The following is a 25924-nucleotide window of genomic DNA, read 5'->3' on the forward strand; positions in this document are numbered from 1 at the left end:
CGGGGGCTAGCCTGACCGGGTGACCGGTCAGGTCCCCGACCTCGGACGCGATGGCCTCGAGGCGCTCCAGCTGGAGCGCCTCGAGGCCACGCTGCGCTCGGCGTACGACCGGGTGCCGCACTACCGCCACGCCTTCGACGCGGCCGGGGTGCACCCGGACGACCTGCGCTCGCTGGCCGACCTCGCGCGGTTCCCGTTCACGACCAAGGCCGACCTGCGGGCGAACTACCCGTACAGGATGTTCGCGGTGCCGCGCGAGCAGGTGGTGCGCGTGCACGCGTCCAGCGGGACGACCGGGAAGGCGACGGTCGTCGGCTACACGCAGGGCGACATCGACACCTGGGCGGAGCTGATGGCGCGCTCGATCCGGGCGGCCGGTGGGCGACCCGGTGACGTCGTCCACGTCGCCTACGGCTACGGGCTCTTCACCGGAGGTCTCGGGGCGCACTACGGCGCGGAGCGACTCGGGTGCACGGTGGTGCCCGTCAGTGGAGGCATGACCGAGCGCCAGGTGCAGCTGATCCTCGACTTCGAGCCGCGGGTGATCATGGTGACGCCGTCGTACTTCCTCGCGATCCTCGACGAGCTGGAGCGCCAGGGCGTCGACCCGCGGAGCACCAGCCTGGAGGTCGGCATCTTCGGTGCCGAGCCGTGGACCGACGAGATGCGGCGCGCGGTCGAGCGGCGCTCCGGCCTGCGCGCGGTCGACCTCTACGGGCTCTCGGAGGTGATGGGGCCGGGCGTGTCCGCGGAGGCGGGGGAGACCCAGGACGGGCTGCACGTCTGGGAGGACCACTTCCTGCCCGAGGTGGTCGACCCGGTGACCCTGGAGCCGGTGCCCGACGGCGAGCGCGGCGAGCTGGTCTTCACCTCGCTGACCAAGCAGGCGATGCCGGTGGTCCGCTACCGGACCCGCGACCTGACCCGGCTGCTGCCGGGCACGGCGTACCCGGCCTTCCGCCGGATGGAGAAGGTCACCGGACGCACCGACGACATGATGATCGTGCGCGGGGTCAACGTCTTCCCGAGCCAGGTCGAGGAGCAGATCCTCACCGTCGAGGGGCTGGCGCCTCACTACCTGTGCGTGCTCACCCGGCCCGGCAACCTCGACGAGCTGACCGTGCAGGTCGAGGCCGCCACCACGTCGTACGACGGCGGGCTCGGCGCGCTGCTGGAGGAGCGGATCAAGCAGCGGATCGGCGTCACCGCCCGCGTCGAGGTGCTCGCGCCGCACGCCCTGGAGCGGTCGCTGGGCAAGGCGAAGCGGATCAGCGACCAGCGCCCCGGTTGAATCGGGAGTTCTGACCGTCGAGTCGAGAGTTATGACGGTTCAATCGGGAGTTCCGGAACGTGCCGCGGTCAGAACTCTCGATTCGAACGTCAGAAGTCTCGACTCAACCGTCAGAAGTCTCGATTCGACCTTCAGAAGACGTCGGGCAGGTCCGCGGCGGAGCCGGTGAACGAGGGCGGCCGCTTCTCGAGGAACGCGGCCACGCCCTCCTTGCCGTCGCCCAGCGACTGCCAGTACATCGCGAGCGAGTCGGAGAGGTGCGCCTCGAGCGGCTCGGCCGCGGCGCTGTTGCGGTAGAGCAGCCGCTTGGCGAGACCGAGGGCCGCGGGGGAGCGGTGGACGACGAACGACCGCGCCAGGTCCTGGGCCGCGGGCAGCAGGTCGTCGGGCTCGTGGAGGCTGCGCACCAGGCGGCCGGCGAGCGCTTGGTCGGCGGTGAGGATGTCGGCGGAGTAGACCCACTCCAGCGCCTGCTGAATCCCGACGATCCGAGGCAGGAACCAGCTCGACGCCGCCTCCGGCACGATGCCGAGCCGACCGAAGACGAAGCCGATCCGAGCCTTCGTGGAGGCCAGCCGGAGGTCCATGGCGAGCGTCATCGTGGCGCCGATGCCGACGGCCGGGCCGTTGATCGCCGCGATCACCGGCTTCGGCAGCGCGTGGATCGCGAGCGTCACCTTGCCGCCGGTGTCGCGGACGCCGTCCTGGTACGGCGCCTCGTCGTACGCCGCGCGGAACTCGGCGACGGTCGGTCGCAGTCCCTCGTCGAGCCCGAAGACGTTGCCGGCCGCGTTGAGGTCCATGCCGGCGCAGAAGGCCCTGCCCGCACCGGTGACGACGACGGCGCGCACGTCCTCGGCCCAGGCATCGACGCGGAAGAACTGCTCGAGCTCCCCGGCCATCGTCAGGTCGAAGGCGTTGAGCTGGTCGGGCCGGTGCAGGGTCAGCGTGCCGACCCCGTCGGCGTCGACCTCCCAGCGCAGGGTCTCGTACGTCATCCGGTGACGCTCTTGGGCAGCCCGGTCGGGGTGCAGAGACTCTTCGGGATGTCGTCGGTCTTGTCCTGCTTGATGTAGTCGAACATCTTCTGCGACCGCTCGGCGTCCCAGTTGACGGCCAGGTCGGAGATCGGCACGCCGCAGGTCAGGCCGCTGTCGCCGTTGACGTGGGTCAGTGCCAGCGCCCAGCGGGCGGCGCCGAAGGGTGACATCCCCTCGCCGAACCGGAACGTGTCCGGCACCGCCATCATCACGCCCCAGTAGCGGAACGGGTTGATGAAGGTCCACGGCGAGAGCACCTCGGAGCCGACCGCGGAGACGACCTCGCGCTGGTGCTTGGCACGGGTGATGTCGCCGTACCGCGGGTCCGAGTGCCGCGAGCGCGCGTAGGCGAGCGCAACGCGGCCGTCGGCCTCCTGGCAGCCCTTCTTGATGTTCAGGCCTGCGAGCCTGTCCTTCATCCGGAAGGTCGGGCAGATCTCGATGCCGCCGACGGCGTCGACCATGCTCACGACGCCGCCGAGGCCGACCTCGGCGTACTCGTCGATCCGGATGCCGGTGTTCTGCTCGATCGTCTTCACGAGGAGCTTCGGCCCGCCGTACGCGTAGGCGGCGTTGATCTTGGTGGTGCCGTGACCGGGGACGTCGACGATCGAGTCGCGCGGGATCGACATCAGCAGGTTGGGCCCGGAGCCCGTGTGCATCAGCATGATCGTGTCGGTGCGCTGCCCGGCCGCGTTCCCGGTGGCGTACTCCTTGCGCTGCTCCTTGGTGAGCCCGGCGCGGGAGTCGCTGCCGACCATGAGGTACGTCGTGCCCGGCTGGTCGGCGGGGCGGTCGCCCTTCGGCTCGAAGTCGACCTTGTCGACCTTGTTCCAGGCGATCAGCGGCACGGCGACCAGGTAGGCCGCCCACAGCAGGAGCAGCACCAGCACGATGCGCAGGTAGAACCGCGGTCCGCGGCGCCGGCGGGCCGGCTGGGCACCCGGGGTCGGCGCGACCGGCGGCGGCGTCGGCGGCGCCCCGGCGCGGGACGGGCCCCGGGACGGGGGCGTCGGGCCGGCGGGGTCGGGGGTCGGTCGGGCCATCGCGGGCATCATCCGGGTCTCGTCGGGCCGCGGCTCGCGCGGGGCTCCGGACTGGCCGGACTGAGGGGTGGAAGCGGGCGGGGAGTCGGCGCCGCCGCCGTACAGCCAGTGGTACTCGGGCGTGCCCTCCGCGGGTTCGCCGTCACCGCGAGGACGGTCATTCATGCGGCGACGGTACCCGGTCGGTCCTGGCGTCCCCGGATCACCCGGCGCGTCGTGTCGGATGTTGCGCCTGTGACTGGTGATACTTGCGGGGCACCGCCACTTCCCCGTACGTCGTTCTCGAGAGAGGCATCTCGATGCCGCCCGCACCTTCCCCCGGGTCGCAAGCCTCGCGCTTCACCCCTGGTGAGCGCGCGGCTCGCGTACGGTTCCGCCGGGCCGTGGCCCTGATGCTGATGACGCTCGTGCTGCCCGGCTCCGCCCAGCTGGTCGCCGGCAATCGCCGGGTCGGCCTGATCGCGCTGCGGATCTGGGCGGTGCTCCTGCTGTCCGTCCTCACGGCCGCCGTCGTCGCGCTGGTCCGGCCGACGACGTACCTGGACCTGGCCTTCGACCCGGCCGCACTGCTGCTGCTCCGGCTGCTCCTGATGTCGCTCGCGGTCGCCTGGGCCTACCTCTTCATCGACGCCTGGCGGCTCGGCCAGCCGCTCACCCTGAGCATGGGGCACCGCCGTGCCGCGATCGGCGTCAACGGTGCGCTCTGCTTCTCGATCGCCGCCACGCTGCTCTTCGGCGCGCACATGGTCGGCGTCCAGCGCGACTTCGTCCTCGCCCTGGCCGGCAACGGCGCGGCCAGCGACGCCCACGACGGCCGCTACAACGTGCTCCTGCTCGGCGGCGACTCCGGCGCCGGTCGGTGGGGCCTGCGGCCCGACTCGATGACGGTCGCCAGCATCGACGAGGACACCGGCCGCACGGTCCTGATCTCGCTGCCGCGCAACATGAAGAACTTCCCCTTCGTGAAGGGGTCCGTGATGCGCGAGCAGTTCCCCGACGGCTTCGACGCCGACTACCTCAACGGCGTGAGCACCTGGGCCGGCGACAACACCGAGCTCTTCCCGGGCTCCGACAACCCCGGCGTGGACGCCACGATCATGGCGATCGAGGGCATCACCGGCCTCAAGATCAACTACTGGGCCATGGTCAACCTGCGCGGCTTCAGCGACCTCGTCGACGCCGTCGGCGGCGTGACGCTCAACGTGCGCCAGCCGATCCCGGTCGGCGGCCTCGGCGACGACGTCACCGGCTACATCCAGCCCGGCGTCCGCAAGCTCGACGGCCACGACACCCTGTGGTTCTCCCGGGCCCGCGACGACTCGGACGACTACTCGCGGATGGCCCGGCAGAAGTGCGTGATGGGCGCGATGCTCCAGCAGATCAGCCCGCAGACCGCCGTACGCAACTTCGCGGACATCGCCGACGCCAGCTCCTCGATGGTCTCCACCGACATCCCGGCCAGCGAGTTCTCCGAGTTCGTGCAGCTCGCCCTCAAGGCCCGCAGCCAGAAGATCTCGACGCTTTCCCTGGTGCCGCCGATGATCAACACGGCCGACCCGGACATCCACCTGATCCGCACCAAGGTCGCCCAGGCGATCGACCGTGCCGAGGGCAAGGCGCCGGCATCGTCCGGCAAGCGCAAGAAGGCGACGACCGAGACCGTCACCGGCGGCTCGCTCGGCTCGCTGAGCACGGGGTACGCCGCGAACGACGCGGACGATCTCGGCGCCGCCTGCTAGGTGGTCTCGAGCCTCGAAACCACCCTTCGCCGACTGACTCTCTAGGGTGTACGCCGTGCCCCAGGAGACCCCCCGAGTGATCGCCGTCGTGGTCACGTTCAACCGCCTGGGCCTGCTGCGCACGCTCGTCGACCGGCTCGAGCAGGTGCCCGAGCTGGCCGAGGTCCTCGTCGTCGACAACGCCTCGACGGACGGCACGGGGGAGTGGCTCGCCGCTCGCGACGGTGTCCTCGGCCGCACGCTCGCCGAGAACGGCGGCGGGGCCAGGGGCTTCCACGACGGGCTGGAGTGGGCCCTCGAGCGCGGCGCCGACCTCGTCTGGCTGATGGACGACGACGGCCTGCCCGACCCCGGCTGCCTCGCGCGGCTCCTCGAGGAGGGCGACCTCGACTTCTGGGGGCCGCTGGTCGTCGACGAGGCCGCGCCGGACCGCCTGGTGTTCCCGATCCGGCTCCCCGGCGGCACCCGCGTCGTGCACGAGCTGGCCGACGTCGAGCGCGCCGCGACGGCCGGCCGGATCGACGGCATCGTGATCCCGTTCAACGGGGTGCTCGTCACCCGTGAGCTGGTCGAGCGGATCGGACTTCCCCGCGCGGAGTACTTCATCTGGGGCGACGACCACGAGTACCGGCTGCGCGCCGAGGCCGCCGGCGCCCGGATCGCCACCGTGGTCGACGCGCAGGTGCGCCACCCCGCGGTCGGCAGCCTCGGGACGCCGATGATGTTCGGGCGCACGACGTACAACCACAGCCCGAGCGACCTCAAGCACTACTGCATGGCGCGCAACAACCTGCTCAACCTGCGCGAGTACAAGGGGTGGCCGCACGCGCTCGCGTTCGTCGCGAAGACGGTCTGGTTCTACACGTTCACCCGGCCGAGCCCGCGTCGGCTCGGCATCAGCCTCCGCGCGATGTACGACGGCCTGCGCGGCGACTTCACCGGCCACCGGAGGTACCTGACCCGTGGGTGATCGTGTCGAGACCGTCGCCGTCGTGGTGGTGACCTACAACCGCGCCGACCTGCTGGAGCGGATGCTCGTCGGGCTGGCCGCCCTCGACCGGCTGCCGGACGCGGTCCTGGTGGTCGACAACGCGAGCACCGACCACACGCCGGCCGTGCTCGCGACGGCGACCAACCCCGGCCTCCAGGTGATCCGCAGCGAGGACAACCTCGGTGGCGCCGGCGGCTTCCACCTGGGGGTGCGGACGGCGTACGAGCAGGGCTTCGACCGGATCTGGCTGATGGACGACGACGTGATCCCCGCGCCGGGCTGCCTGACGGAGCTGATGGCACGCGACGAGGACTGCCTGATGGCGGTCCGCGAGGACCTTGCCGGCCACCTGATCGAGAAGGCCGCGACCCGCTTCGACCTGCGCAACCCCCTGGCGATCCACCCCAAGCGGAGCCTGGTCGAGACCGACTACGGGAGCCGCGGCGCGATGCCGGCGCTGGTGGCCCTCGAGAACGTCGCCTTCGAGGGGTTCATGGTCCGCCGCACCGTCGTGGACGCGATCGGGCTGCCCGACCCGTCGTACTTCATCTTCTACGACGACGTCGACTACGCCGTGCGCGCTCGGCGGGCCGGCTTCAGGATCTGGGCGGTCCGTGACGCCGTGCTCGTGCGCCAGCTCGACTTCAGCCAGCAGCACGACCTGAGCGGCTGGAAGGGCTACTACATGTACCGCAACCTGTTCGTCGTGCACCTGCGGTACGGCGAGAACGCGCTGGTGCGCCTCAAGCCCTGGCTCATCACCGCGGTGGTCGTGCTGCTCAGCCCGGTCCGGGGCGGACGGGCCGAGGCGGGCAATGTGATCCGGGCCATGCGCGACGCGCGGGGAATGCGTGCCGTACCCACCAGATCCGTAGACTGACCCATCGTGTCAGCCCCATCTCCCGACCCCTCGCAGCGCCCCGACCTGGTCGTCGTCGGCTCCGGCTTCTTCGGCCTCACCGTCGCCGAGCGCTGTGCCAGCGAGCTGGGCCTGAAGGTCCTCGTCCTGGAGCGCCGCCACCACCTCGGGGGCAACGCCTACTCCGAGTTCGACGAGGAGACGGGCATCGAGGTGCACGTCTACGGGACGCACCTCTTCCACACCTCGAACACGAAGGTCTGGGAGTACGTCAACAGGTTCACGGACTTCACGGGCTACCAGCACCGGGTCTTCGCGAAGTACCAGGGGCAGGTCTACTCCTTCCCGATGAACCTGGGCCTGATCAACCAGTTCTTCGGCAAGGCCCACACCCCCGACGAGGCGCGTGCGCTGATCGCCGAGCAGGCGAGCGAGATCGCCACGCAGGACGCGACGAACCTCGAGGAGAAGGCGATCAGCCTGATCGGGCGCCCGCTCTACGAGGCGTTCGTGAAGGGCTACACCGCGAAGCAGTGGCAGACCGACCCGACGGAGCTGTCGGCCGACATCATCACGCGCCTCCCGGTGCGCTACACGTTCGACAACCGCTACTTCAACGACACCTACGAGGGTCTGCCGGTCGACGGCTACACCGCCTGGCTGGAGCGGATGGCCGAGCACCCGAACATCGAGGTCCGCCTCGACACCGACTTCTTCGATGTCGCCGACGAGTTCAAGGGCCAGGTCCCGATCGTCTACACGGGCCCGGTCGACGAGTACTTCGGCAACGCCGAGGGCCGCCTGTCGTGGCGGACCATCGACCTCGAGCGCGAGACCCTCGAAGTCGACGACTTCCAGGGCACCGGTGTCGTCAACGCGAACGACCAGGACCTCCCGTACACCCGGACGCTCGAGTTCAAGCACCTCCACCCCGAGCGGACCTACCTGCCCGGCAAGACGGTCGTCGTGCACGAGTACTCGCGATTCGCCGAGGAGGGCGACGAGCCCTACTACCCGGTCAACACCGCCGAGGACCGCGCGAAGCTGCTGAAGTACCGCGAGCTCGCGAAGCAGGAGCCGATGGTGCTCTTCGGCGGCCGGCTCGGCACCTACAAGTACCTCGACATGCACATGGCGATCGGCTCGGCCCTGTCCATGTTCGAGAACAAGCTGCGGCCGCACTTCGCCGAGGGCGCGGCACTCACCAGCGGAGGAGTCGACGAGTGAGCCCCTCGAAGCCCGACGCGACGGCGCAGACCGTACGCCGCGTCCTGCAGACCCAGATCATGCCGGTCGACCGCGACCTGGACGTGCTCCCGCTCTACGTCGACCCCGACCCGGCGGTGCTGGACGCCGACAAGTACAACGTCGGCGGCGACAAGGGCGCCAAGGAGCTCAACAAGGCCTCGCTGCGCCAGTCGGTCAGCTCCGGCACGATGATCCACCCCGACCAGATCGTCGACCGGCACGCCGTCCGCATCGAGCAGGGTGAGCGGTTGTCGTTCGGCAGCTACTTCAACGCGTTCCCGGCGTCGTACTGGCGGCGCTGGACGATCGTCGAGGACGTCCGCCTCATGGTCGAGCTCCAGGGCCGCGGCGCCAGCGTCACCGTCTACAAGTCGATGGCCAACGGACGCTCGCAGCGGGTGTCCTCGCAGCAGGTCGAGGACGGCGCCGCCGGCGGCACGTTCGCCTTCGACCTGTCGCTGCGCCCCTTCGTCGACGGTGGCTGGTACTGGTACGACGTCACCGCGGGCGACGAGGACGCCGTCGTCAGCGCGGTCTGGGACGCCGAGGTGCCCGCCGACCGGGCCGCGTCCGGCACCGTCGCCGTGACCATCACGACGATGAACCGGCCGGGCTTCTGCTCCGACCTGATCACCCAGCTCGGCTCCGAGGACGACGTCCTCGCGATCCTCGACACCGTGTTCGTCGTCGACCAGGGCACCGACAAGGTCCGTGGCGCCGCCGGCTTCGCGGCTGCCGAGAAGGCTCTCGACGGCCGGCTTCGCGTGATCGACCAGGGCAACCTGGGCGGTTCTGGCGGCTATGCCCGTGGTCAGCTCGAGACCGTCAAGGCCGGCACGGCGACGTACGCGCTGATGATGGACGACGACGTCGTGTGTGAGCCGCAGAGCCTGCTGCGCGCGGTCACCTTCGCCGATCTTGCACGCCGCCCCACGATCGTCGGTGGCCACATGTTCAGCCTGTACTCCCGCGCCCGGCTGCACAGCTTCGGCGAGATCATCCAGACCTGGCGCTGGTGGTGGATGTCGCCGGAGCACGTGCTGTCGGAGTGGGACTTCGCCGCGCGCAACCTGCGCTCGACCCGCTGGCTGCACCGGCGCGTCGACGTCGACTTCAACGGCTGGTTCATGTGCCTGATCCCGCGCCAGGTCCTCGACGAGATCGGCCTGTCGCTGCCGGTCTTCATCAAGTGGGACGACAGTGAGTTCGGCGTCCGCGCGAAGGCCGCCGGCTACCCGACCGTGACGTTCCCGGGTGCCGCGGTGTGGCACGTGCCGTGGACCGACAAGAACGACGCGTTGGACTGGCAGGCCTACTTCCACGAGCGCAACCGGCTGATCGCCGCGCTGCTGCACTCGCCGTACAAGCACGGCGGCCGGCTCATCCAGGAGAGCGTCAACCACTCCGTGGCCCACCTGGTCTCCATGCAGTACTCGACCGTCGAGCTGCGCCAGCTCGCGCTGGAGGACGTGCTGGCGGGGCCCGACGGCCTGCACGAGGCGTTGCCGCACCGGCTCGCCGACGTCAACGCGTTCCGCAAGCAGTTCTCCGACGCCCAGCTCGAGGCGGATCCCGATGCCTTCCCGCCGGTGCGTCGCAAGCCGTCGCGGCGCGGGCACAGCGAGCTCGAGGTGCCGAGCAAGCGCTCGCAGATCATCCAGGCGGGCCTGATGCCGCTGCGCCAGCTGCGCAAGCCGCGGGCCCTGTCGCGGGAGTTCCCCGAGGGGGAGATCGCGGCGATGGACGCGAAGTGGTACCGCATCGCGCGGTACGACTCGGCGATCGTCTCGATGCCGGACCAGACGTCGGCGGCGCTCTACACTCGAGATCCCGAGCTGTACCGCGACCTGCTCAAGCGGATCGCGGACCTGCACCTGAAGCTCTACCGTCGCTGGCCGGAGCTCTCCGCGGAGTACCGCTCGAAGTTGCCCGAGATCACCTCGCCGGAGGCGTGGGAGGAGACCTTCCGTCCGTGGACCGAAGCAGACGCCGAGGCGGCCGATGACTGACGTCACCGAGCCGGAGGTCGACACCTCCCCACGCCCGCTGCGGACGGTCGACGCGCCGCTGGCGTCGCCGGCCGCGACCGCGGGCCTCCTCGAGGTCTTCCGGCGCCGCTACCTGCTGCGGCTGCTGGTGCGCCGCGAGATCTCGGCGCGCTACCAGGGCTCGTTCCTCGGCCTGCTGTGGTCCTACATCAACCCGCTGAGCCAGTTCTTCATCTACTACGTCGTGATGGGGGTCCTGTTCGGGCTCCACAAGGACGTGGAGAACTTCGCCATCCACATGTTCTGCGGGATCATCATCGTCCACTTCTTCAACGAGACCTTCAACGCCGGGACGCGCTCCATCGTGCGCAACAAGGCGCTCGTGCAGAAGATGGCGATGCCGCGCGAGATGTTCCCGGTCGCCTCGATGCTGGTCTCGGGCTACCACGTGGTCCCGCAGCTGGTGATCATGATGATCGTCTGCGTCCTCCTGGGCTGGATGCCGACCCTGGCCGGGGTCGTGGCCCTGGTCACCGCGCTGGTCATCATCGCGACCGTCGGCACGGCGATGGCGCTGCTCTTCAGCGCCGCCAACGTGTTCTTCCGCGACGTCGGCAACGTCGCCGCGATCCTGACGAACTTCGTGCGCTTCGGCGTGCCGATGATCTACCCGTACACGATGGTCGAGGACAAGTTCGGCCAGTTCGCGCAGTTCTACCTCTTCAACCCGATCGCCGACGCCGTGCTGCTCTTCCAGAAGGCCTTCTGGGTCGGCACCACCGACCACCCGGCCGCGACCGAGGCCGCCCACCTCCCGGCCAACCTGTGGGCCTTCTCCGGCCTCGCGGTGGTCGTGGGGGTGATCCTGCTGGTGATCGGCCAGATGGTCTTCTCGCGACTCGAGAACAAGATCCCGGAGCGCCTCTGATGAGCGGCACCGAGTCCATCGTCGTCGACCACGCGACGAAGACGTTCACGCTGCGCTACCACCGCACGTTCAAGCAGATGACGGTCGCGGCGCTGCGCCGCCAGGACATCAGCGACACCTTCCGGGCCGTCGACGACGTCTCCTTCACGATCGAGCAGGGCGAGTCGGTCGGCCTGATGGGGCTCAACGGCTCCGGCAAGAGCACCCTGCTCAAGCTGATCAACGGCGTGATGCGGCCCGAGGGCGGCAGTGTGCAGACGCGGGGCCGGATCGCCGGCCTGATCGCGACCGGCGCCGGCTTCCACCCACAGCTGACGGGCCGCGAGAACATCTACCTCAACGCGGCGGTCCTCGGCATGAGCGAGGCCGAGACGAAGCGGAAGTTCGACGACATCGCCGACTTCGCCGAGCTCGGGAAGTTCCTCGACTCGCCGGTCGGCCACTACTCGTCGGGCATGAGCTCGCGGCTCGGCTTCTCGGTCGCCATCCACGTCGACTCCGACATCTTCCTCGCCGACGAGGTGCTGGCAGTGGGGGACAAGCCGTTCAAGCAGAAGTGCCTGCAGAAGATGCAGGAGATCCGCGACGGTGGTCGCACCCTCGTCTACGTCAGCCACGCGGCCGGCTCGGTCCGCCGCATGTGCGACCGGGTCATCGTCCTCGAGCAGGGGAAGGTCGGCTTCGACGGCGACGTCATCGAGGGGATCAAGTACCTGCGGTACGACTCCGGCGACGAGACCCAGGAAGAGCTCGAGACCGAGGACAGCGACCTCGGGGCCGATATCTAGGGTCCGGGCTCGTCCCTGCTTCTCGCCTCACCGGGTCTCGAGACGCCGGTTGCGACCTCGTTCCTCGGTCGCGCGGCTCCGCGACCGGTGCCGCTGGGTCCTGCCCTTCGCACGCTCAGGGCAGGGCGGCTGCAAACTACACGCGTGAAGTTTCTTGACAAATCTTGAGAACGTCGGCGTGTCGAGTGGAAATTACAGTCTTGTAGTTACTCACGAAACCTTCCGTGGCTCCTGTGACGCGTGTGAAAGTTGCTACCCGTGTGAACTTCCCCCGCACTGGAGCAACCACTCATGCCACCCAGCAAGATCCGCTTCGTCACGGCCTGCCAGCAGCTGCTGGCGCTCGGTCTCGTGATCGCTGTGCTCACCCCTGCCGCGAGCGTCGTCAGCCTCGACGTCGTGCACGACCGGCCCGGGGAGACCACCGCCACGGCGGACGCGGCCAGCGGCCTGGCGGCCGACCTGAGCGCCTACGTCCGCGAGTCCGCGCGCTCCTCGACCGTGCCGGACGAGGTGGTGGACCCGACGGTGACGGAGTACGCACTGACGCCGGCCGCCAGCACGACGGGCACGCCGCGCCTGGCGCGCACGAAGGCCGACCTGGTGGCCGCCCAGAGCAGCGTCACCAGCGTCGCCGAGCCCGTCGAGGGGTACGGCGCCGTGGGCGTGACCTGGGCGCACGGGACGAAGATCGCGGAGGGCGACATCGCCCTCAAGGTCCGCACCCGCACCGGCTCGGCATGGTCGGCGTGGATGGACCTCGACTACGACGCGGACCACGGCCCGGACCCCGGCACCGCGGAGGCACGGCACGCACGCCCCGGCACCGACGCCCTCCTGGTCGGCGACGTCGACGACGTGCAGGTGAAGGTCAACACTCCGGACGGCACCCTGCCGCCCGGCCTGCGTCTCGCGGTCGTCGACCCCGGCGAGGCGGACACGACCGCCGTCGAGCACCCCGCCCTGGACACGAACACCGCCGCGCCGACGACGTCCACCGACTCCACCGGCACCGCGTCCCTGGACACCGACCCCGGTGCGGGCGACGCCGGCAGCGACAAGATCGCCCTCCAGGCCGCGACCTTCACGCCCAAGCCGCAGATCTACTCGCGCGCCCAGTGGGGGGCCGACGAGAACATGCGGGACAAGAGCTCGCTGCGCTACTTCGAGGTGCACGCCGGCTTCGTGCACCACACGGTCAACGCCAACGACTACACGCGTGACGAGGTGCCCGGGATCATCCGCAGCATCTACGCGTACCACACCAAGAGCCGCGGCTGGTCCGACATCGGCTACAACTTCCTCGTCGACCGGTTCGGCCGGATCTGGGAGGGCCGGTACGGCGGCATCGACCGTCCGGTGGTCGGAGCGCACACGCTCAACTACAACGACTACTCCTTCGCGATGTCGGCGATCGGCAACTACGACATCAAGCAGCCGTCGAGCGCGATGGTGGAGGCGTACGGCGCCCTCTTCGCCTGGAAGCTCTCGCTGCACGGCGTGAACGCGGCGTCCACCAGCCAGCAGGTCGGGTCGAAGGTCTTCCAGGCGATCAACGGTCACCGCGACGCGGCCTCGACCGCCTGTCCCGGCCGCTACCTCTACGCCCGGATCCCCGACATCCGCCGGCTTGCCGCCGAGGCGCAGCGCGGGTGGGCCGGCCGCGAGCTGGAGTCCGACCTCGCATCGACCCCGCACCCCGACATCGTGGCGCGGCGCGCCAGCGACGGTCAGGTCTTCGTGATCCCGACGGGCGGGCTGACGGCGTTCGCCGGCCCGGTGACCGCCGCGACCGGCCTGACGGGCACCGACCGCACTGTCGTGTCGCCAGACCTCACCGGCGACGGCATCGCGGACCTTGTCGTCATGAGAAACAACGTGGCGAGGGTGCGGCCGGGCACCGCCGCCGGCACCTTCGGCGCCGCGACGACCCAGATCGGGCGGCTCGCGGGCCACGACCTGATCAGCGCCGTCGGCGACGTGAACGGCGACGGTCGCAACGACCTGGTCGCCCGGGTGCCCTCGACCGGCCGCCTCGACGTCCTGCTGAGGCGCGCGAGCGGCACGTACGCCGTACGCCGGATCGCCTCGTCCGGGGCGAGCTACAACCAGCTCACGAGCATCGGCGACGTGACCGGCGACGGACGCATGGACCTGATCGCCCGCGACACCTCCGGCCGCCCGTGGCTGCTCGCGGGGACCGGCGGCGGCAGGTTCGCGGCGCCGCGGGGGATGACCGGCTCCTGGAAGTCGTTCGCGTCGTTCAACGGCACCGGCGACTTCACCGGCGACGGGACCCCCGACCTCTTCGTGCGCAAGCGCGACGGGAAGGGCTACGTCTACCCGTCACGCGGCAACGGCACGTTCTCCCACGCGCTGGGTCCGGTGGCTGCGAACGGACAGGTCATCGGCGTCGGCCAGCTGGTTCGCGACGCCACCCCCGACGTGCTGATCCGCTCGGGGTCGACCGTGTCCGTCCTCCCCAACTCCGGGGGCACCGAGGTCCGGACGCCGATCGCGACCGGGGTCAAGATCCCCGCCGCGAACGCGCTCTTCAACGCCGGCGACTGGGACCGCGACGGCCACGGGGACATCATCGTGGGCAACGCACAGGGCGTGCTCGCGCTGCGCCGCGGCGACGGCACCGGTCACTTCGGCGCCCCGGTCGTCATCGGCACCGGCTTCTCCTCGGTGAAGCTGCTGGCCGCGGTCGGCGACATGACCGGGGACGGCTGGCCGGACCTGATGGGCCAGCCCGTCGGCGGAGCGATCCGGATATACCCGGGCAACGGCCTCTCCGGGCTGCGGCCCAGCTACGTCGCGCACGGCGCGATCAAGGCGACCGCCCAGGTGCCGGTCGGCCGGTGGAACTCCGACGGCGCCCCGGACTCGCTGTTCCGCAAGGGCGCGAAGACCTACCTGTTCCCGGGCAACGGCCCCGGTGGCCTGACCGGCGCCCGGGCGATCAGCGTCAACCTGACGCCGTACGACTGGGTGATCGGGATCAGCGACATCGGGCTGACCGGGCACGCGGACCTGGTCGTGCGCCAGCGCTCGACCGGGGCGCTCTACCTGCTCCCGGGCTCGGCCACGGGCTTCGGCAAGCCGCGCTTCCTGGCGGCGGGCATGGGGGTGTTCGACCTGGCGGGCTGATCCCGCTCGAGCCCGAGAAAACGTGGTGCTGCTCGCCCTCAAGGGAAGCGAGCCGTGGCGCGCTCCGCGACGTACGTCGAGGTGAGCCGCTCCGGTTCGGAGTGGACGACCAGCACCAGCGAGCCGCCGCGTGCGAGTGGCTCGGTGAAGGAGGCGAGCCCCGGTGGGGAAGCCGGGTTCGCCTCCGAGAGAAGGCGGCCGCCGTCGGTGAGGAGACTCCCGGCGGCGGCCGCTCTCCAGGTCTCGCCCTGGGTGCGGTCACCGAGCGAGCCGGCGGTCGCCGCGTCGTCGGGGCCGGGCGGGTCGTAGGCGATGAACGCGTCGGGCTGCGACCAGACCTCGATGCCGACGTCGTGCACGCCCGCGGGCAGCGGGTCGGCGAAGCGCACCCCGAGCGGCAGCAAGGAGCAGGCGAGCACCGGCACGTCGTCGGCCCGGTCCGCCCAGCGGTCCAGCGAGTCCGGCCCGCAGACGATCGCATCGACGCCGACGCTGTCGGCGTCCTCCGGCCCGACCACGACCAGGCCGACCGACCAGGCCGCGCCCAGGAAGACCGGGCCCAGCCAGTGGGTCGGCAGGTCGACGACCAGGTGCTGGCCGCGCTCGAGGTCGTGCTCCTCGGCCAGCAGGGACGCGGTCTTGGCCACCCAGTTCGCGTACGTCGTCGCCGACAGCTCGACCCGCTCGCCGCTGTCGTGGTCGTAGAACGTGACGAGGGGCGATCCAGGATCCGTGCGCAGCTGGCGCGCCAGCACGTCGCTGAAGGTGCTCATGCCCCTAGGGTTCCATCGTGACGTCTATCGACCACTTCTGGGCCGTGATCCCCGCGGGCGGCGCCGGCACCCGGCTCTGGCCGCTGTCGCGCTCGTCGGCCCCCAAGTTCCTGCACGACCTGCGCGGCGAGGGGCGGACCCTCCTGCAGGAGACGCTCGACCGCCTGGCGCCGCTGGCGGACGACCGCGTCATGGTCGTCACCGGCCAGGCCCACCGCGAGGCCGTGCGCGCGCAGCTCCCCGAGGTCGCCGCGGGCTCCGTGATCGCGGAGCCGTCCGCGCGCGACTCGATGGCCGCCATCGGCCTGGCCGCCGCGCTGCTCGAGCGGTCAGACCCGGACGCCGTGATGGGCTCCTTCGCGGCCGACCACGTGATCACCGACCCCGATCTCTTCGCGGAGGCAGTACGCCGCGCGGTCGCCGTCGCGCGCGAGGACTGGCTGGTCACCCTCGGCATCGAGCCGACCTTCCCGTCGTCGGCGTTCGGCTACGTCCACATCGGGGACCCGCTCCCGGGCCTCGACGGCGCTGCCGTCGTCCAGGAGTTCGTCGAGAAGCCGTCGGTCGCCACCGCCGAGGGCTACCTGAAGACCGGGCGCTACCGCTGGAACGCCGGCATGTTCGTGGTCCGCCCGCGGGTGCTGCTCGACCTGCTCGGTCGCTGGCACCCCGAGTTCGCCGCGACCCTGCGGGCCATCGCCTTCGAGCCCGACCGGCTCGAGGAGCTCTGGCCGGAGCTGCCCAAGATCGCGCTCGACCACGCGGTCGCCGAGCCCGCGGCCGACGCCGGCAAGGTGGCCGTCGTGCCGTCGTCGTTCCACTGGGAGGACATCGGCGACTTCGACGCCCTCGCCACGCTCCTGGAGCAGAGCGGAGTGCCGGTGTCGGTGCTCGGCGAGGCGGACGCCGTGCTCGGCGTCGACAGCACCGGCCTGGTGGTGCCCGGCAGCGGCCGGGTGGTGGCCGTGGTCGGGCTCGACGACGTGGTCGTCGTCGACACCCCGGACGCCCTGCTCGTCACGACCCGGGCGCGCGCCCAGGAGGTCAAGCAGGTCGTCGCGGCGCTCAAGGAGTCCGGCCGCGCCGACCTGACGTAGGGAGCCTCCGGCCCGTCAGGGCACCGTCGGCTCGGGCGAGTCGGTGTAGGGGTAGGTGTCCATGAAGGCGGACAGCGCAGCGCCGCTGACGGCGGAGCAGTACTGGAAGGCGCCGACCTGCTTGCTGGTGTCGGTCTCGCCGTTGCCGCCCGCGGACCAGTGGGTGAACGCGATGTGCTGGCCGTCGGGGAACTTCGCGCCGTCCTCGTCGGAGGACTTCCAGGGGGCTGCGATGAACTTGTTGCGGAAGTCGTCACCGCCGAACTTGCGCGAGATCGCCTCGACCTCGTTGAGCGCCGTCTTGTCGTTGGCGATGGTGTCGTCGTACCAGAGGATCGTGTAGCCGTGCTCCAGGTTGTGGACCAAGGCCTCGAGCGCCGGGCGGTCGTCCGCGGTGTAGAACTTCCGCGAGAAGCTCGCGGGCGCCAGGCCGGCCTGGTTCCAGTGCGCGCCGAAGGCCGGCGGGGCGGTGGAGTAGTCGACCGGCGTGTCGACCGGCACGTGCTGGGAGTTGCCGTCCGCCTTCTTCGTCGTGACGTCCTGGCAGACCGACGCGGCCGACCCGATCTTGGAGAGCGCGACGCTGTCGAACTTCGAGTCCTTGCGCTTGTCGAGCAGGATCGGCACCACGGCGGCCGCCACGATCCCGATGGCCACGACGGCGCAGACGGCCACGATCACGGCACCGCGCCGGCGGTCGGAGCTCTTCTGCTTCTTGCGCATCTCTTCGATGACCGCCTTGCGGTCGGTCTTGGCGGGCTTGGCCACGTCGTGTTCCTCGGGCGTGCAGGGCGATCACCGGGAGGTCGGGTCGCGATGGGGTCGGGTCGTCGGCAGAGTCTACGGGGGCGTCAGTCAGATGCCGGGCGCAACCGCAGCTCGTTGGGATGGTCGGTCGGGTTCACCGTCCAGCCGTGCGCGAAGGTGAGCGCGGTCAGGGCCCGCACCAGGCCGCGCGGGCAGGTCACCATCAGCGACCCGTCGGCTCGTCCGGTGTGGGAGGGGACCAGGCTGACCACGTCGCGGATGACCGCAGCGAGCTCGGCCGGCGGGGCCGGGGCGCCGAACGGCCGCTGGTCGGCGGGCTGGGCCCGGAGGGCGCGGACGACGGCCTCGCGCGCGCCGTACCCGAAGAGGTCGGCGCCATCGGGGCGGATCAGGGACGCGGCTCCGGGGCCGTGGTCCCCGGGGGCCAGGACCAGGTCGGCCCGCCCGCGCACGACGGCGAACGGGCGCCCGCCGAGCTTGCCGGTCGCGAGCTCGGCCGCTCCGGCCAGCTCGTCGGCGACGGCGGGTAGGGTCACCGCCAGCTCGTTGCCGTGCGCGTCGGTGCGGCCCGCGAAGTCCTCGGCCACGACGAGTCCGGCCGCGCCGATCGCGATGTCGGTCTGCCCCTCGCGCCAGGCTCGACCGGCGGTGTCGCTGATGATCACGGCGACGTTGACGCCCGCCTGCTCGCGGATGCCGTCGCGCAGGGCGCGTGCGGTGCCGTCGGGGTCCTCGGGCAGGAGCACGATCTGGCCGAGGGGCACGTTGGAGTTGTCGATGCCCGCCGCGGCCATGGTCAGCCCGAGCCGGTTGCGCACGATCGCGGTCTCGCCGCGCCGCGCGACGACGCGGGTGGTCTCGCCGGGCAGCGCGTCCTCGCGGCTCCCGCGCCGCAGCCTGCCCTCGGCCTTGCTGACGACCTTGCTGGTCACGACCAGCACGTCGCCGTCGGCGAGGGATGTCATCAGCAGCACGATCGCCACCAGGTCGTCGCCGGGCTCGACCTCCGGGGTCCCGTCCGGTGCGGTGATCTCGAGGCCGGTCACCGTGCGGCTCCCACCAGGGCCACCGCGGCGGCCGCCATCGCTGCCGTGGCATCGGGGTCGGTCATCATCAGCGGTACGGCGCGGCAGGCGAGCCCCGCTGCCTCCACGCGCTCCACCTGGTCGGCGTCGACCTCGTCGACGAGCCAGCCGTCGAGCACGCCGCCGTGCGCCCGGGCGCCGTAGTGGAGACCGACTCCCGCGGCGCTGACCTCCACCCCGATCGAGGTCAGCATCTGCTCGGCCATGCCGCGCACGTGCGTGCCGCCGACGATCGGGGACAGGCCGACCACGGGCGCGCTGGTCGCGGCGAGCGCCTCGCGCACCCGGGGCACGCCGAGGATGGTGCCCACGGAGACGACCGGGTTGGACGGCGGCAGCACCACGAGGTCGGCGTCGGTGATCGCGTCGATGACGCCGGGGCCGGGGGAGGAGTCCTCGAGCCCGACGACGAGCACGACCTCGGCGGGCACGGACGCCCTCATCCGCACCCAGTACTCCTGGAAGTGGATGACCCGCCGCCCGCTCGGCGCCTCCGGGTCGGCGATCGCCACGTGGGTCTCGACCCGGTCGTCGGTCATCGGGAGCAGGCGCAGCCGGTCGCCGAAGGTGGGCGTGAGCCAGCGCCGGCACAGCGCCTCGGTCACCGCCGAGAGCGGGTAGCCCGCGTCCAGCATCTGGGTGCGCACGAGGTGGGTGGCGATGTCGCGGTCGCCGAGTCCGAACCACGTGGGCTCGACGCCGTACGCCGCGAGCTCGTCCTTCGTGCTCCACGTCTCCTCGCGCCGACCCCAGCCGCGCTCGAGGTCGATGCCGTCGCCGAGGGTGTACATGACGGTGTCGAGGTCGGGGCAGACCTTGAGGCCGTGGACCCAGATGTCGTCCGCGGTGTTGGCGACGACCGTGACCGTCGCGTCCGGGGCGACGCCGGGCAATGAGCCCGCGGCGATGCCGTGCAGCAGGCCCTGGAGGAAGCGCGCGCCGCCCATACCCCCCGACAGCACCGTGATGTTCTGCATGCGGATACCTTGCCGCACGGGTGGTGGCCGTGGATCGCCGGACTCGACGCGTCGGGGCCGAGCGGGGCGCCATAGCAGATGCGGGGTTGACTTTCGGGGTACGACAGGCATGTAATTCCCACAGTGTCGTTCACGTTTTCACCACGGTGGACCGGACCGTTTCCCCCGGTCCGGACCGTGACGGGGACGCGGATGTGGGAGCAGTACCGGGTCGAAAGGGCGAGTGCCGTGAGAGAACTCTTTCTCCTCGACGGGGACGCCGAGGAAGCGGGATGGCAGGACCGTGCGCTGTGCGCACAGACCGATCCTGAGGCGTTCTTCCCCGAAAAGGGAGGGTCCACGAGGGAGGCCAAGAAGGTCTGCCTCACGTGCGAGGTGCGTGACGACTGTCTGGAGTCCGCGCTGATGAACGACGAGCGCTTCGGCATCTGGGGCGGTCTGTCCGAGCGGGAGCGGCGCAAGCTGAAGAAGCGCGCGGTCTGAGCCGAGCCACGACGAGAGCGGCGGCGGTGGGTACCACTGCCGAATCCGAGCGACCACCACCTGGCCGTTAGGGTTCGGGATCGTGGTTCCCTCCGTCGCTGCTCTGCTCGTCAGTCACGACGGCGAACGCTGGCTGCCCGCCGTCATCGACGGCCTCCGCGCGCAGCGGGCCCCGCTCGCGACGGTCGTCGGCGTCGACACCGGCAGCAAGGACGGCAGCGCCGACCTGGTCGAGCGGGCCTTCGGCGACGTGCTCCGGGTGCCCGGCTCCACGTCGTTCCCGGCGGCGGTCGGGCTCGGTCTCGAGCGGCTGCGTGAGCGCGGCGACGCACCGGAGTGGGTGTGGATCCTCCACGACGACGCGAACCCGGACCCCGGCGCGCTCGCGGCGCTGCTGGCTGCGGCCGCGGCCGATCCCGACGCCGACGTGCTCGGCCCGAAGCTGCGCGAGTGGCCCTCGCTCAAGCGCCTCCTCGAGCTCGGCATCACGATCAGCGGGACCGGTCGCCGCGAGACCGGGCTCGAGCGCGGTGAGTACGACCAGGGCCAGCACGACGAGGTACGCCGGGTGCTCGCGGTCAACACCGCCGGGATGCTGGTGCGGCGCACGGTCCTCGAGTCGCTCGGGGGCTTCGACCCGCAGCTGCCCATCTTCGGCAACGACATCGACTTCGGCTGGCGCGCCGCCGCTGCCGGCCACACCACGCTCATCGTCCCGGAGGCGGTCGTCTTCCACGCGGAGGCGGCGCACCGCGGCGCCCGCCGTACGCCGCTGACGGGACGCCACACGCACTACCAGGAGCGCCGTGCCGCGCTCTACACGCTGCTGGCGAACGCCCCCGGCCGCCAGCTGCCGTGGCTCGTCGTCCGCCTCTTCTTCGGCACGCTGCTGCGGATGGTGGGCTTCCTGGTCGTCCGGTCCGTGGGGGAGGCGCTCGACGACCTCGCCGCGCTGCTCTCGCTCTACGCCCACCCCGGCGAGGTCCGATCGGCCCGCCGCGCCCGACGCGAGCAGCCCCGCGCCGACCTCGACCGGGCCCGCCCGCTGCTCTCGCCGTGGTGGGTGCCCTACCGGCACGGTCTCGACTTCCTCGGCGACCTGGTCGCGGCGGCCACCAACCAGGCCCAGGACGTCGCCGAGCGACGCCGGGCCGCGGCCGCCGAGCGCGCCCCGGCCAGCTACGCCCCGCGGGTCCCCGTCGACGACGAGGACATGATCGCGGCCGACACCGGACTGATCGCCCGCTTCCTCACCAACCCGGTCGCCCTCCTCACCGCGCTCGTCGTCGTCGTCGCGCTGGTCGCGGCGCGTACGGCGTTCGGCTCGGTCGCCGGAGGCGGGCTCTCACCGGTCCCGGCCGGCGCCGGCGACTGGTGGCGCCTCCAGGTCGAGACCTGGCACCCGCTCGGCACCGGCACGGCGGTGCCCGCCCCGGCGTACGTGCTGCCGATGGCGCTGCTCGCGACCCTGCTCGGCGGCAGCCCGTCGGCCGCGGTCTCGGTGGTGCTGGTGGCGGCCGTGCCCTTCTCCTTGTGGGGCGCCTGGCGGTTCCTGCGCGTGGTCGGGCGGCTGGTGGTCTTCACCGGCGCTTCGCGGTGGGTGCTGCTGTGGGGCGCGACGACCTGGGCGCTCGTGCCCGTCGTCTGCGGTGCGTGGGGTGACGGGCGGCTCGGGCTGGTCGTCGTCGCGGCGATCCTGCCCTGGCTCGCGCACGCCGCCCTCGGCTTCGCCGACCCCGCCGCCGACCGGCGGTGGCGGGCGGCCTGGCGGGTCGGGCTCCTGCTCGCCCTGGGGTCGGCGTTCGCGCCGGTCCTCTGGGTGCTGGCCGCGGTGCTCGGCCTCGTCGTGGTCGCGGCCGCGACGCTGGTCGTGCGCAGCGCGGTCCGGGACCGCTCGGTCTGGGGACCGCCGGCCGCCGCGATCGGCCTCGTGCCCCTCCTGCTCTCTCCCTGGTGGATCCCGGCCGTCCAGCGTTCGGCCGCCGAAGGGCTGCTGCTCGACACCGGCCGCCTGCCCACCCCGACGGCCGACACCCTCGACCTGATGAGCGGTCGCCTCGACGGGCTCGGCGCGCCCTGGTGGCTCGGCCTGGTCCTGGCTGCGCTCGCGCTGCTGGCCCTGCTGCCCCGCGCCACCCGGATCCCGGTGCTGGTCTGCTGGGTCGTCGCCCTGGTCACCAGCGTGCTGGCCGCGGTGCTCGGCGCGCTGTCGTTCTCCCTCGCCGCCACGACGACCGGCGCCGGGCTCGGGGTGCTCGTGGTGGTGCTGCAGGGCGCCCTCGTCGTGGCGGCCGCGATCGGTGCCGTCGGGCTGGGGACCGAGCAGGTTCCGTGGCGTCGGGTGGTCGCGGGGGCCCTGGTCGTGGTCGCCGCCGTGGTCCCGCTGGGCGGGTTCGCCTGGTGGCTGGGCTCCGACGCGGCGATCGCGGACGGCATCGACACCGACATCCCCATCTACATGGTCCAGAGCTCCGAGGAGGGTCCCGAGCACGGGATCCTGGTCATCCGGGGCACCGTCGACGACGGGCTGACCTACACGATCCGTCGGGGTGACGGCGTGACCCTCGGCGAGGACGAGGTGCTCAACCTGACGACCGAGGACGACGACTTCACGGCCGGCGTCCAGGCGCTCGTCTCCCGCCCCACCACCGAGCTCGTCGACTCGCTCGGCGAGCACGGCATCGAGTACGTCGTACTGCCGTCGCCCGCGGACGGCGACGTCGCCGCAGTGTTCGACGCCACGACCGGGCTCGTCCAGGCGAGCGCCGAGAACCGCAGCACCCGCGCGTGGCAGGTCGACCGACCGCTCGACGCCTCCGGGCTCGAGGGCCCGGTGTCCTGGCTGCGGATCCTGCTCCTCGTCGTGCAGGGCGCCTCGGTGGTGGTGGTCGCCGTGCTCTGCCTGCCCACGACCAACACGAGGCGGTCCACGCCATGAGCCACTCGCAGCCCCCGTCCACGACGCCGCGCGGCGGACGGCGTACCGCCGCCCGGCGGAGCCGGCTCAACCTGACGGTCGTGCTGGCCGTGGTGCTGCCGGTGCTGAGCGCGGCCGTGCTCCTGCTGGTGCGCCCCGACGCGCCGGGCGACACGACGTACGCCGCGACCCGGACGACGCTGACCGCCTCGACCCTGATCTGCCCGTCCGCCCTGCCCGGTGGGCCGAGTGTCGCGCTGACGAGCGCCTCCGACGACGTCGACGGCACTGTGCGGGTCGGGCTCGGCAGCACGACGAAGGACGCCGACCTCGTCAGCGGGCGGGTCACGTCGGCGGACGACGCCGACGCGCTGGCCGTGGTCGGTGAGGACGACGCCGCTCCCGGCCTGGTCGCCGGGCGGGCCGGGGCCGACGACGCCGCGGTCGCGAACTGCCTGCCGCCCGCGGCCGTGCGCTGGTTCACCGGCGTGGGTGCGGGCGCGAGCCACCGCTCCGTGCTCGAGCTCACCAACCCCGACGCGGGGACGGCGGTCGCCGACGTGACCGTGCTCGGCGCGGAGGGTGTGGTCGACGCGCCGGCCCTGCGAGGGGTCTCCGTCGCCGGTGGCAGCAGCGTGCGGATCGACCTCGCGAGCGTGGTGCCGCGCACCGACGAGCTCGCGCTCGAGGTCGTGGCCGCGCGTGGCCGCATCGGCGCGACCGTGCGGGACCGCATCGACCGGGTCGGCACCGACCCGCTCACCCAGGACTGGCTGCCCGGCCAGGAGGTGCCGAGCGCCGACAACGTGCTGCTCGGCCTGGCGCCCGGCAGCGGCCGACGGACCCTCACCGTCGCGAACCCCGGCACCGACGAGGTCCGGGCCCAGCTGAAGATCATCGACACCGAGTCCGTCTTCGCCCCCGACGGCGTCGACGAGATCCGGGTGCCTCCGCAGAGCGTGGTGCGGGTGCCGGTGACGGCGGTCGTCGACGAGGCGGTCGCCCAGGACGCGCTCGGGCTGACCCTCGCCGCGAGCGGGCCGGTCACGGCGTCGGTGCGCTCGATGGTCGACGGCGACCTCTCCGTCGCGACCGCGGGCACCGCGTTCGACACGGACGCGACGGTGCTCCTGCCCGAGGCGCCGGACAGCGGACGTCAGGCGGCGACGCGTCAGGTCGTGCTCGCCCAGGCCAGCACGGCGGGCAGCGTGCAGCTGGTCGCTCGGTCGGCCGACGGGAAGACCCTGAAGGAGAAGACCGTCGAGGTCGTGCCCGACCGCGGCGTGATCGTCGCGGTGCCGGCCGCCACCCGTCTGCTCACGGTGCAGCCGGCACGGACGTCGGTCGTCGGCGCCGTCCTGACCAGTGCCCCGGGCGGCACGTCCGTGCTGCCGCTGACGGTCCCGGAGGTCAACGGACTGGTCCCGCACGTGCGACCCGGCCTGCCCTGACCCGATCCCACGGGCCGCCTAGTTGTGATGCCCAGCCAGGTTGTTCAACCGGGTGATGGGTGTTTGGCCGCCGATTGCTGAGTGGGGCCGGTGGTGGTTGTACTGGTGGAGCCATCCTGCCANGTACGCCATCCGCTCCTTGACCACCCGGTCGATGACCGGACCTGGGGCGCGGGGACGTTCGGCGGCGGCTAGCTGTGATGCCCAGCCAGGTTGTTCAACCGGGTGATGGGTGTTTGGCCGCCGATTGCTGAGTGGGGCCGGTGGTGGTTGTACTGGTGGAGCCATCCTGCCAGGGCGGCTCGTCGGGCGTCCTCGGAGTTGTAGAGGCGTCGGTAGGCCCATCCGTCGGCCAGGGTGCGGTGGAAGCGTTCGATCTTGCCGTTGGTCTGCGGGCGGCGGGGCCGGGTTCGCTTGTGCTTGATGCCGAGATCGGCGCAGCTGTCGCGCCACAGGTGGGAGACGTAGGGCGAGCCGTTGTCGGATAGGACGCGTTCCACGCTGACGCCGTGTTCGGCGAACCAGGCCACGGCCCGGTAGAGCACGCCGACCGCGGTGAGGGCGGTCTCGTCGTCGTGGCACTCGGCGTAGGCCAGGCGGGTGTAGTCGTCGATGACGGTGTGCACGAAGCAGGTCCCGACCTTGGGCTGGTGGTAGGCGTTCGTGGCGCCGGTGCGCTGGCGGGTTGCCTGCCGGTTCCAGTCACCTCGCTGCCGTCCCACGTAGCGCCAGCCGCCGCCGTCGGGAACGTTGCCGAGCTTCTTCACATCGACGTGGATCAACTCGCCGGGCCGTTCGCGTTCGTAGCGGCGGGCCGGCTCGCCGGTGACCCGGTCGAGGTGGCTGAGCCGGTTCAGCCGGCACCGGGTGAGCACTGCGTGCACGGTCGAGGACGGCATGCCCAGCTTGGCCGCGATCGGCACCGGTCCCAGTCGCTGCTTCCACCGCAGGTGCACGATCTTGCGGACCACAGGTTGTGGTGTCTTGGCGTGCTGGGTGTGTCGGGCCGAGGAGCGGTCGTTCATCCCGGACGGCCCTTCAGCGCGGTAGCGCTTGGCCCACTTGTCGGCGGTGCGCCAGGAGACGTTGAAGAACTCCGCGGCGTGCGAGGTCGGCCAGCGCTCCTCGACGATCAGACGCGCTAGACGTAGCCGGTGTCGTGGGGTGAGCGCAGCGTTAGCGTGGGACATGAAGGCCTCCTTGTGGCGGAGCGGTTCCTAGACAGCTCCACTCCACACCGGGAGGCCTTCACCCATCTACAGCTACGCCGTACCCAATCGCACAACGTGCCTGGGCATCACA

Annotated in this window: 20 protein-coding genes; 13 read left to right on the plus strand and 7 right to left on the minus strand. The window is 71.4% G+C overall.

The window, feature by feature from the left end; translation table 11 throughout:
- Nucleotides 1-19: 19 nt before the first annotated feature.
- On the plus strand, nucleotides 20-1291 hold the full coding sequence (gene paaK, locus ASC77_RS14200; RefSeq protein ID WP_056153830.1) for a phenylacetate--CoA ligase PaaK: 1272 nt from the start codon (nucleotides 20-22) through the stop codon (nucleotides 1289-1291).
- Between the two features lie 131 nt (nucleotides 1292-1422).
- Here the strand turns inward: paaK and ASC77_RS14205 are convergent, their stop codons facing one another.
- Complete coding sequence (locus ASC77_RS14205) at nucleotides 1423-2289, minus strand: crotonase/enoyl-CoA hydratase family protein (protein ID WP_056153834.1); 867 nt, start codon at nucleotides 2287-2289, stop codon at nucleotides 1423-1425.
- Nucleotides 2286-3542, minus strand: a complete 1257-nt coding sequence (locus tag ASC77_RS14210) for an LCP family protein (protein ID WP_056153838.1) — start codon at nucleotides 3540-3542, stop codon at nucleotides 2286-2288. Before ASC77_RS14210 ends, ASC77_RS14205 begins: the two co-directional genes overlap by 4 nt.
- A 227-nt stretch (nucleotides 3543-3769) precedes the next feature.
- Between ASC77_RS14210 and ASC77_RS14215 the strand changes: the two genes are divergently transcribed.
- The 8 genes from ASC77_RS14215 to ASC77_RS14250 all read left to right on the plus strand — a co-directional run bounded on the left by ASC77_RS14215 (nucleotide 3770) and on the right by ASC77_RS14250 (nucleotide 15071).
- Nucleotides 3770-5116, plus strand: coding sequence for an LCP family protein (locus ASC77_RS14215; protein ID WP_235547663.1), 1347 nt, complete (start codon nucleotides 3770-3772; stop codon nucleotides 5114-5116).
- A 55-nt stretch (nucleotides 5117-5171) separates the two neighbouring features.
- Nucleotides 5172-6086, plus strand: coding sequence for a glycosyltransferase family 2 protein (locus ASC77_RS14220; RefSeq protein WP_156391075.1), 915 nt, complete (start codon nucleotides 5172-5174; stop codon nucleotides 6084-6086).
- Nucleotides 6079-6987 (plus strand): glycosyltransferase family 2 protein, encoded by a 909-nt coding sequence (locus ASC77_RS14225; RefSeq protein ID WP_056153846.1) that lies wholly within the window; start codon nucleotides 6079-6081, stop codon nucleotides 6985-6987. Before ASC77_RS14220 ends, ASC77_RS14225 begins: the two co-directional genes overlap by 8 nt.
- 6 nt (nucleotides 6988-6993) lie before the next feature.
- On the plus strand, nucleotides 6994-8193 hold the full coding sequence (gene glf / locus ASC77_RS14230) for a UDP-galactopyranose mutase (RefSeq protein ID WP_200944981.1): 1200 nt from the start codon (nucleotides 6994-6996) through the stop codon (nucleotides 8191-8193).
- Nucleotides 8190-10223 carry a glycosyltransferase gene (locus ASC77_RS14235; RefSeq protein WP_235547645.1) on the plus strand — a complete coding sequence of 678 codons (2034 nt, stop codon included), beginning with the start codon at nucleotides 8190-8192 and terminating at the stop codon, nucleotides 10221-10223. Before glf ends, ASC77_RS14235 begins: the two co-directional genes overlap by 4 nt.
- Nucleotides 10216-11130, plus strand: a complete 915-nt coding sequence (locus ASC77_RS14240; RefSeq protein WP_056153851.1) for an ABC transporter permease — start codon at nucleotides 10216-10218, stop codon at nucleotides 11128-11130. The genes ASC77_RS14235 and ASC77_RS14240 overlap by 8 nt, the downstream gene beginning before the upstream one ends.
- Entirely contained in the window at nucleotides 11130-11918 is a 789-nt protein-coding gene (locus tag ASC77_RS14245; protein WP_056153855.1) for an ABC transporter ATP-binding protein, read from the plus strand. Before ASC77_RS14240 ends, ASC77_RS14245 begins: the two co-directional genes overlap by 1 nt.
- Before the next feature lie 291 nt (nucleotides 11919-12209).
- Nucleotides 12210-15071: an FG-GAP-like repeat-containing protein gene (locus tag ASC77_RS14250; RefSeq protein ID WP_056153858.1), complete on the plus strand. Its 2862-nt coding sequence runs from the start codon at nucleotides 12210-12212 to the stop codon at nucleotides 15069-15071.
- Nucleotides 15072-15109: 38 nt separating this feature from the next.
- Here the strand turns inward: ASC77_RS14250 and ASC77_RS14255 are convergent, their stop codons facing one another.
- On the minus strand, nucleotides 15110-15844 hold the full coding sequence (locus tag ASC77_RS14255) for a TIGR03089 family protein (protein WP_056153862.1): 735 nt from the start codon (nucleotides 15842-15844) through the stop codon (nucleotides 15110-15112).
- Nucleotides 15845-15861: 17 nt separating this feature from the next.
- Here ASC77_RS14255 and ASC77_RS14260 point away from each other — a divergent pair, with 17 nt between their 5' ends.
- Nucleotides 15862-16941, plus strand: a complete 1080-nt coding sequence (locus ASC77_RS14260; protein WP_056153865.1) for a mannose-1-phosphate guanylyltransferase — start codon at nucleotides 15862-15864, stop codon at nucleotides 16939-16941.
- A 15-nt stretch (nucleotides 16942-16956) separates the two neighbouring features.
- Here the strand turns inward: ASC77_RS14260 and ASC77_RS14265 are convergent, their stop codons facing one another.
- The 3 genes from ASC77_RS14265 to cofD form a co-directional block, all read right to left on the minus strand.
- A complete protein-coding gene (locus ASC77_RS14265; protein WP_056153866.1) occupies nucleotides 16957-17709 on the minus strand; it encodes a DUF3105 domain-containing protein in 753 nt (250 codons plus the stop codon).
- Between the two features lie 83 nt (nucleotides 17710-17792).
- A complete protein-coding gene (locus ASC77_RS14270; RefSeq protein ID WP_056153869.1) occupies nucleotides 17793-18755 on the minus strand; it encodes a coenzyme F420-0:L-glutamate ligase in 963 nt (320 codons plus the stop codon).
- Nucleotides 18752-19771, minus strand: a complete 1020-nt coding sequence (gene cofD, locus ASC77_RS14275; RefSeq protein ID WP_056153871.1) for a 2-phospho-L-lactate transferase — start codon at nucleotides 19769-19771, stop codon at nucleotides 18752-18754. The genes ASC77_RS14270 and cofD overlap by 4 nt, the downstream gene beginning before the upstream one ends.
- A gap of 228 nt (nucleotides 19772-19999) precedes the next feature.
- Between cofD and ASC77_RS14280 the strand changes: the two genes are divergently transcribed.
- From ASC77_RS14280 to ASC77_RS14290, 3 genes are all read left to right on the plus strand, one after another.
- On the plus strand, nucleotides 20000-20254 hold the full coding sequence (locus ASC77_RS14280; protein WP_056154191.1) for a WhiB family transcriptional regulator: 255 nt from the start codon (nucleotides 20000-20002) through the stop codon (nucleotides 20252-20254).
- 82 nt (nucleotides 20255-20336) lie between these two features.
- Nucleotides 20337-23192: a glycosyltransferase family 2 protein gene (locus ASC77_RS14285; RefSeq protein WP_056153873.1), complete on the plus strand. Its 2856-nt coding sequence runs from the start codon at nucleotides 20337-20339 to the stop codon at nucleotides 23190-23192.
- On the plus strand, nucleotides 23189-24622 hold the full coding sequence (locus ASC77_RS14290; RefSeq protein ID WP_056153876.1) for a DUF5719 family protein: 1434 nt from the start codon (nucleotides 23189-23191) through the stop codon (nucleotides 24620-24622). The genes ASC77_RS14285 and ASC77_RS14290 overlap by 4 nt, the downstream gene beginning before the upstream one ends.
- A gap of 191 nt (nucleotides 24623-24813) precedes the next feature.
- On the opposite strand, the gene ASC77_RS14295 is transcribed toward ASC77_RS14290, so the two are convergent.
- Nucleotides 24814-25812, minus strand: coding sequence for an IS481 family transposase (locus tag ASC77_RS14295; protein WP_056153880.1), 999 nt, complete (start codon nucleotides 25810-25812; stop codon nucleotides 24814-24816).
- Between the last annotated feature and the right edge of the window lie 112 nt (nucleotides 25813-25924).

Origin of the sequence: Nocardioides sp. Root1257 (genome assembly GCF_001425175.1) — a bacterium.
Taxonomy (GTDB): domain Bacteria; phylum Actinomycetota; class Actinomycetes; order Propionibacteriales; family Nocardioidaceae; genus Nocardioides.

Bases quoted from the DNA above. Each gene is read 5' to 3' on its own strand.
- ASC77_RS14205 (WP_056153834.1), bottom strand. From the start codon at position 2,289: ATGACGTACGAGACCCTGCGCTGGGAGGTCGACGCCGACGGGGTCGGC.
- ASC77_RS14210 (WP_056153838.1), bottom strand. From the start codon at position 3,542: ATGAATGACCGTCCTCGCGGTGACGGCGAACCCGCGGAGGGCACGCCC.
- ASC77_RS14215 (WP_235547663.1), top strand. From the start codon at position 3,770: ATGCTGATGACGCTCGTGCTGCCCGGCTCCGCCCAGCTGGTCGCCGGC.
- ASC77_RS14240 (WP_056153851.1), top strand. From the start codon at position 10,216: ATGACTGACGTCACCGAGCCGGAGGTCGACACCTCCCCACGCCCGCTG.
- ASC77_RS14245 (WP_056153855.1), top strand. From the start codon at position 11,130: ATGAGCGGCACCGAGTCCATCGTCGTCGACCACGCGACGAAGACGTTC.
- ASC77_RS14250 (WP_056153858.1), top strand. From the start codon at position 12,210: ATGCCACCCAGCAAGATCCGCTTCGTCACGGCCTGCCAGCAGCTGCTG.
- ASC77_RS14255 (WP_056153862.1), bottom strand. From the start codon at position 15,844: ATGAGCACCTTCAGCGACGTGCTGGCGCGCCAGCTGCGCACGGATCCT.
- cofD (WP_056153871.1), bottom strand. From the start codon at position 19,771: ATGCAGAACATCACGGTGCTGTCGGGGGGTATGGGCGGCGCGCGCTTC.
- ASC77_RS14290 (WP_056153876.1), top strand. From the start codon at position 23,189: ATGAGCCACTCGCAGCCCCCGTCCACGACGCCGCGCGGCGGACGGCGT.
- ASC77_RS14295 (WP_056153880.1), bottom strand. From the start codon at position 25,812: ATGTCCCACGCTAACGCTGCGCTCACCCCACGACACCGGCTACGTCTA.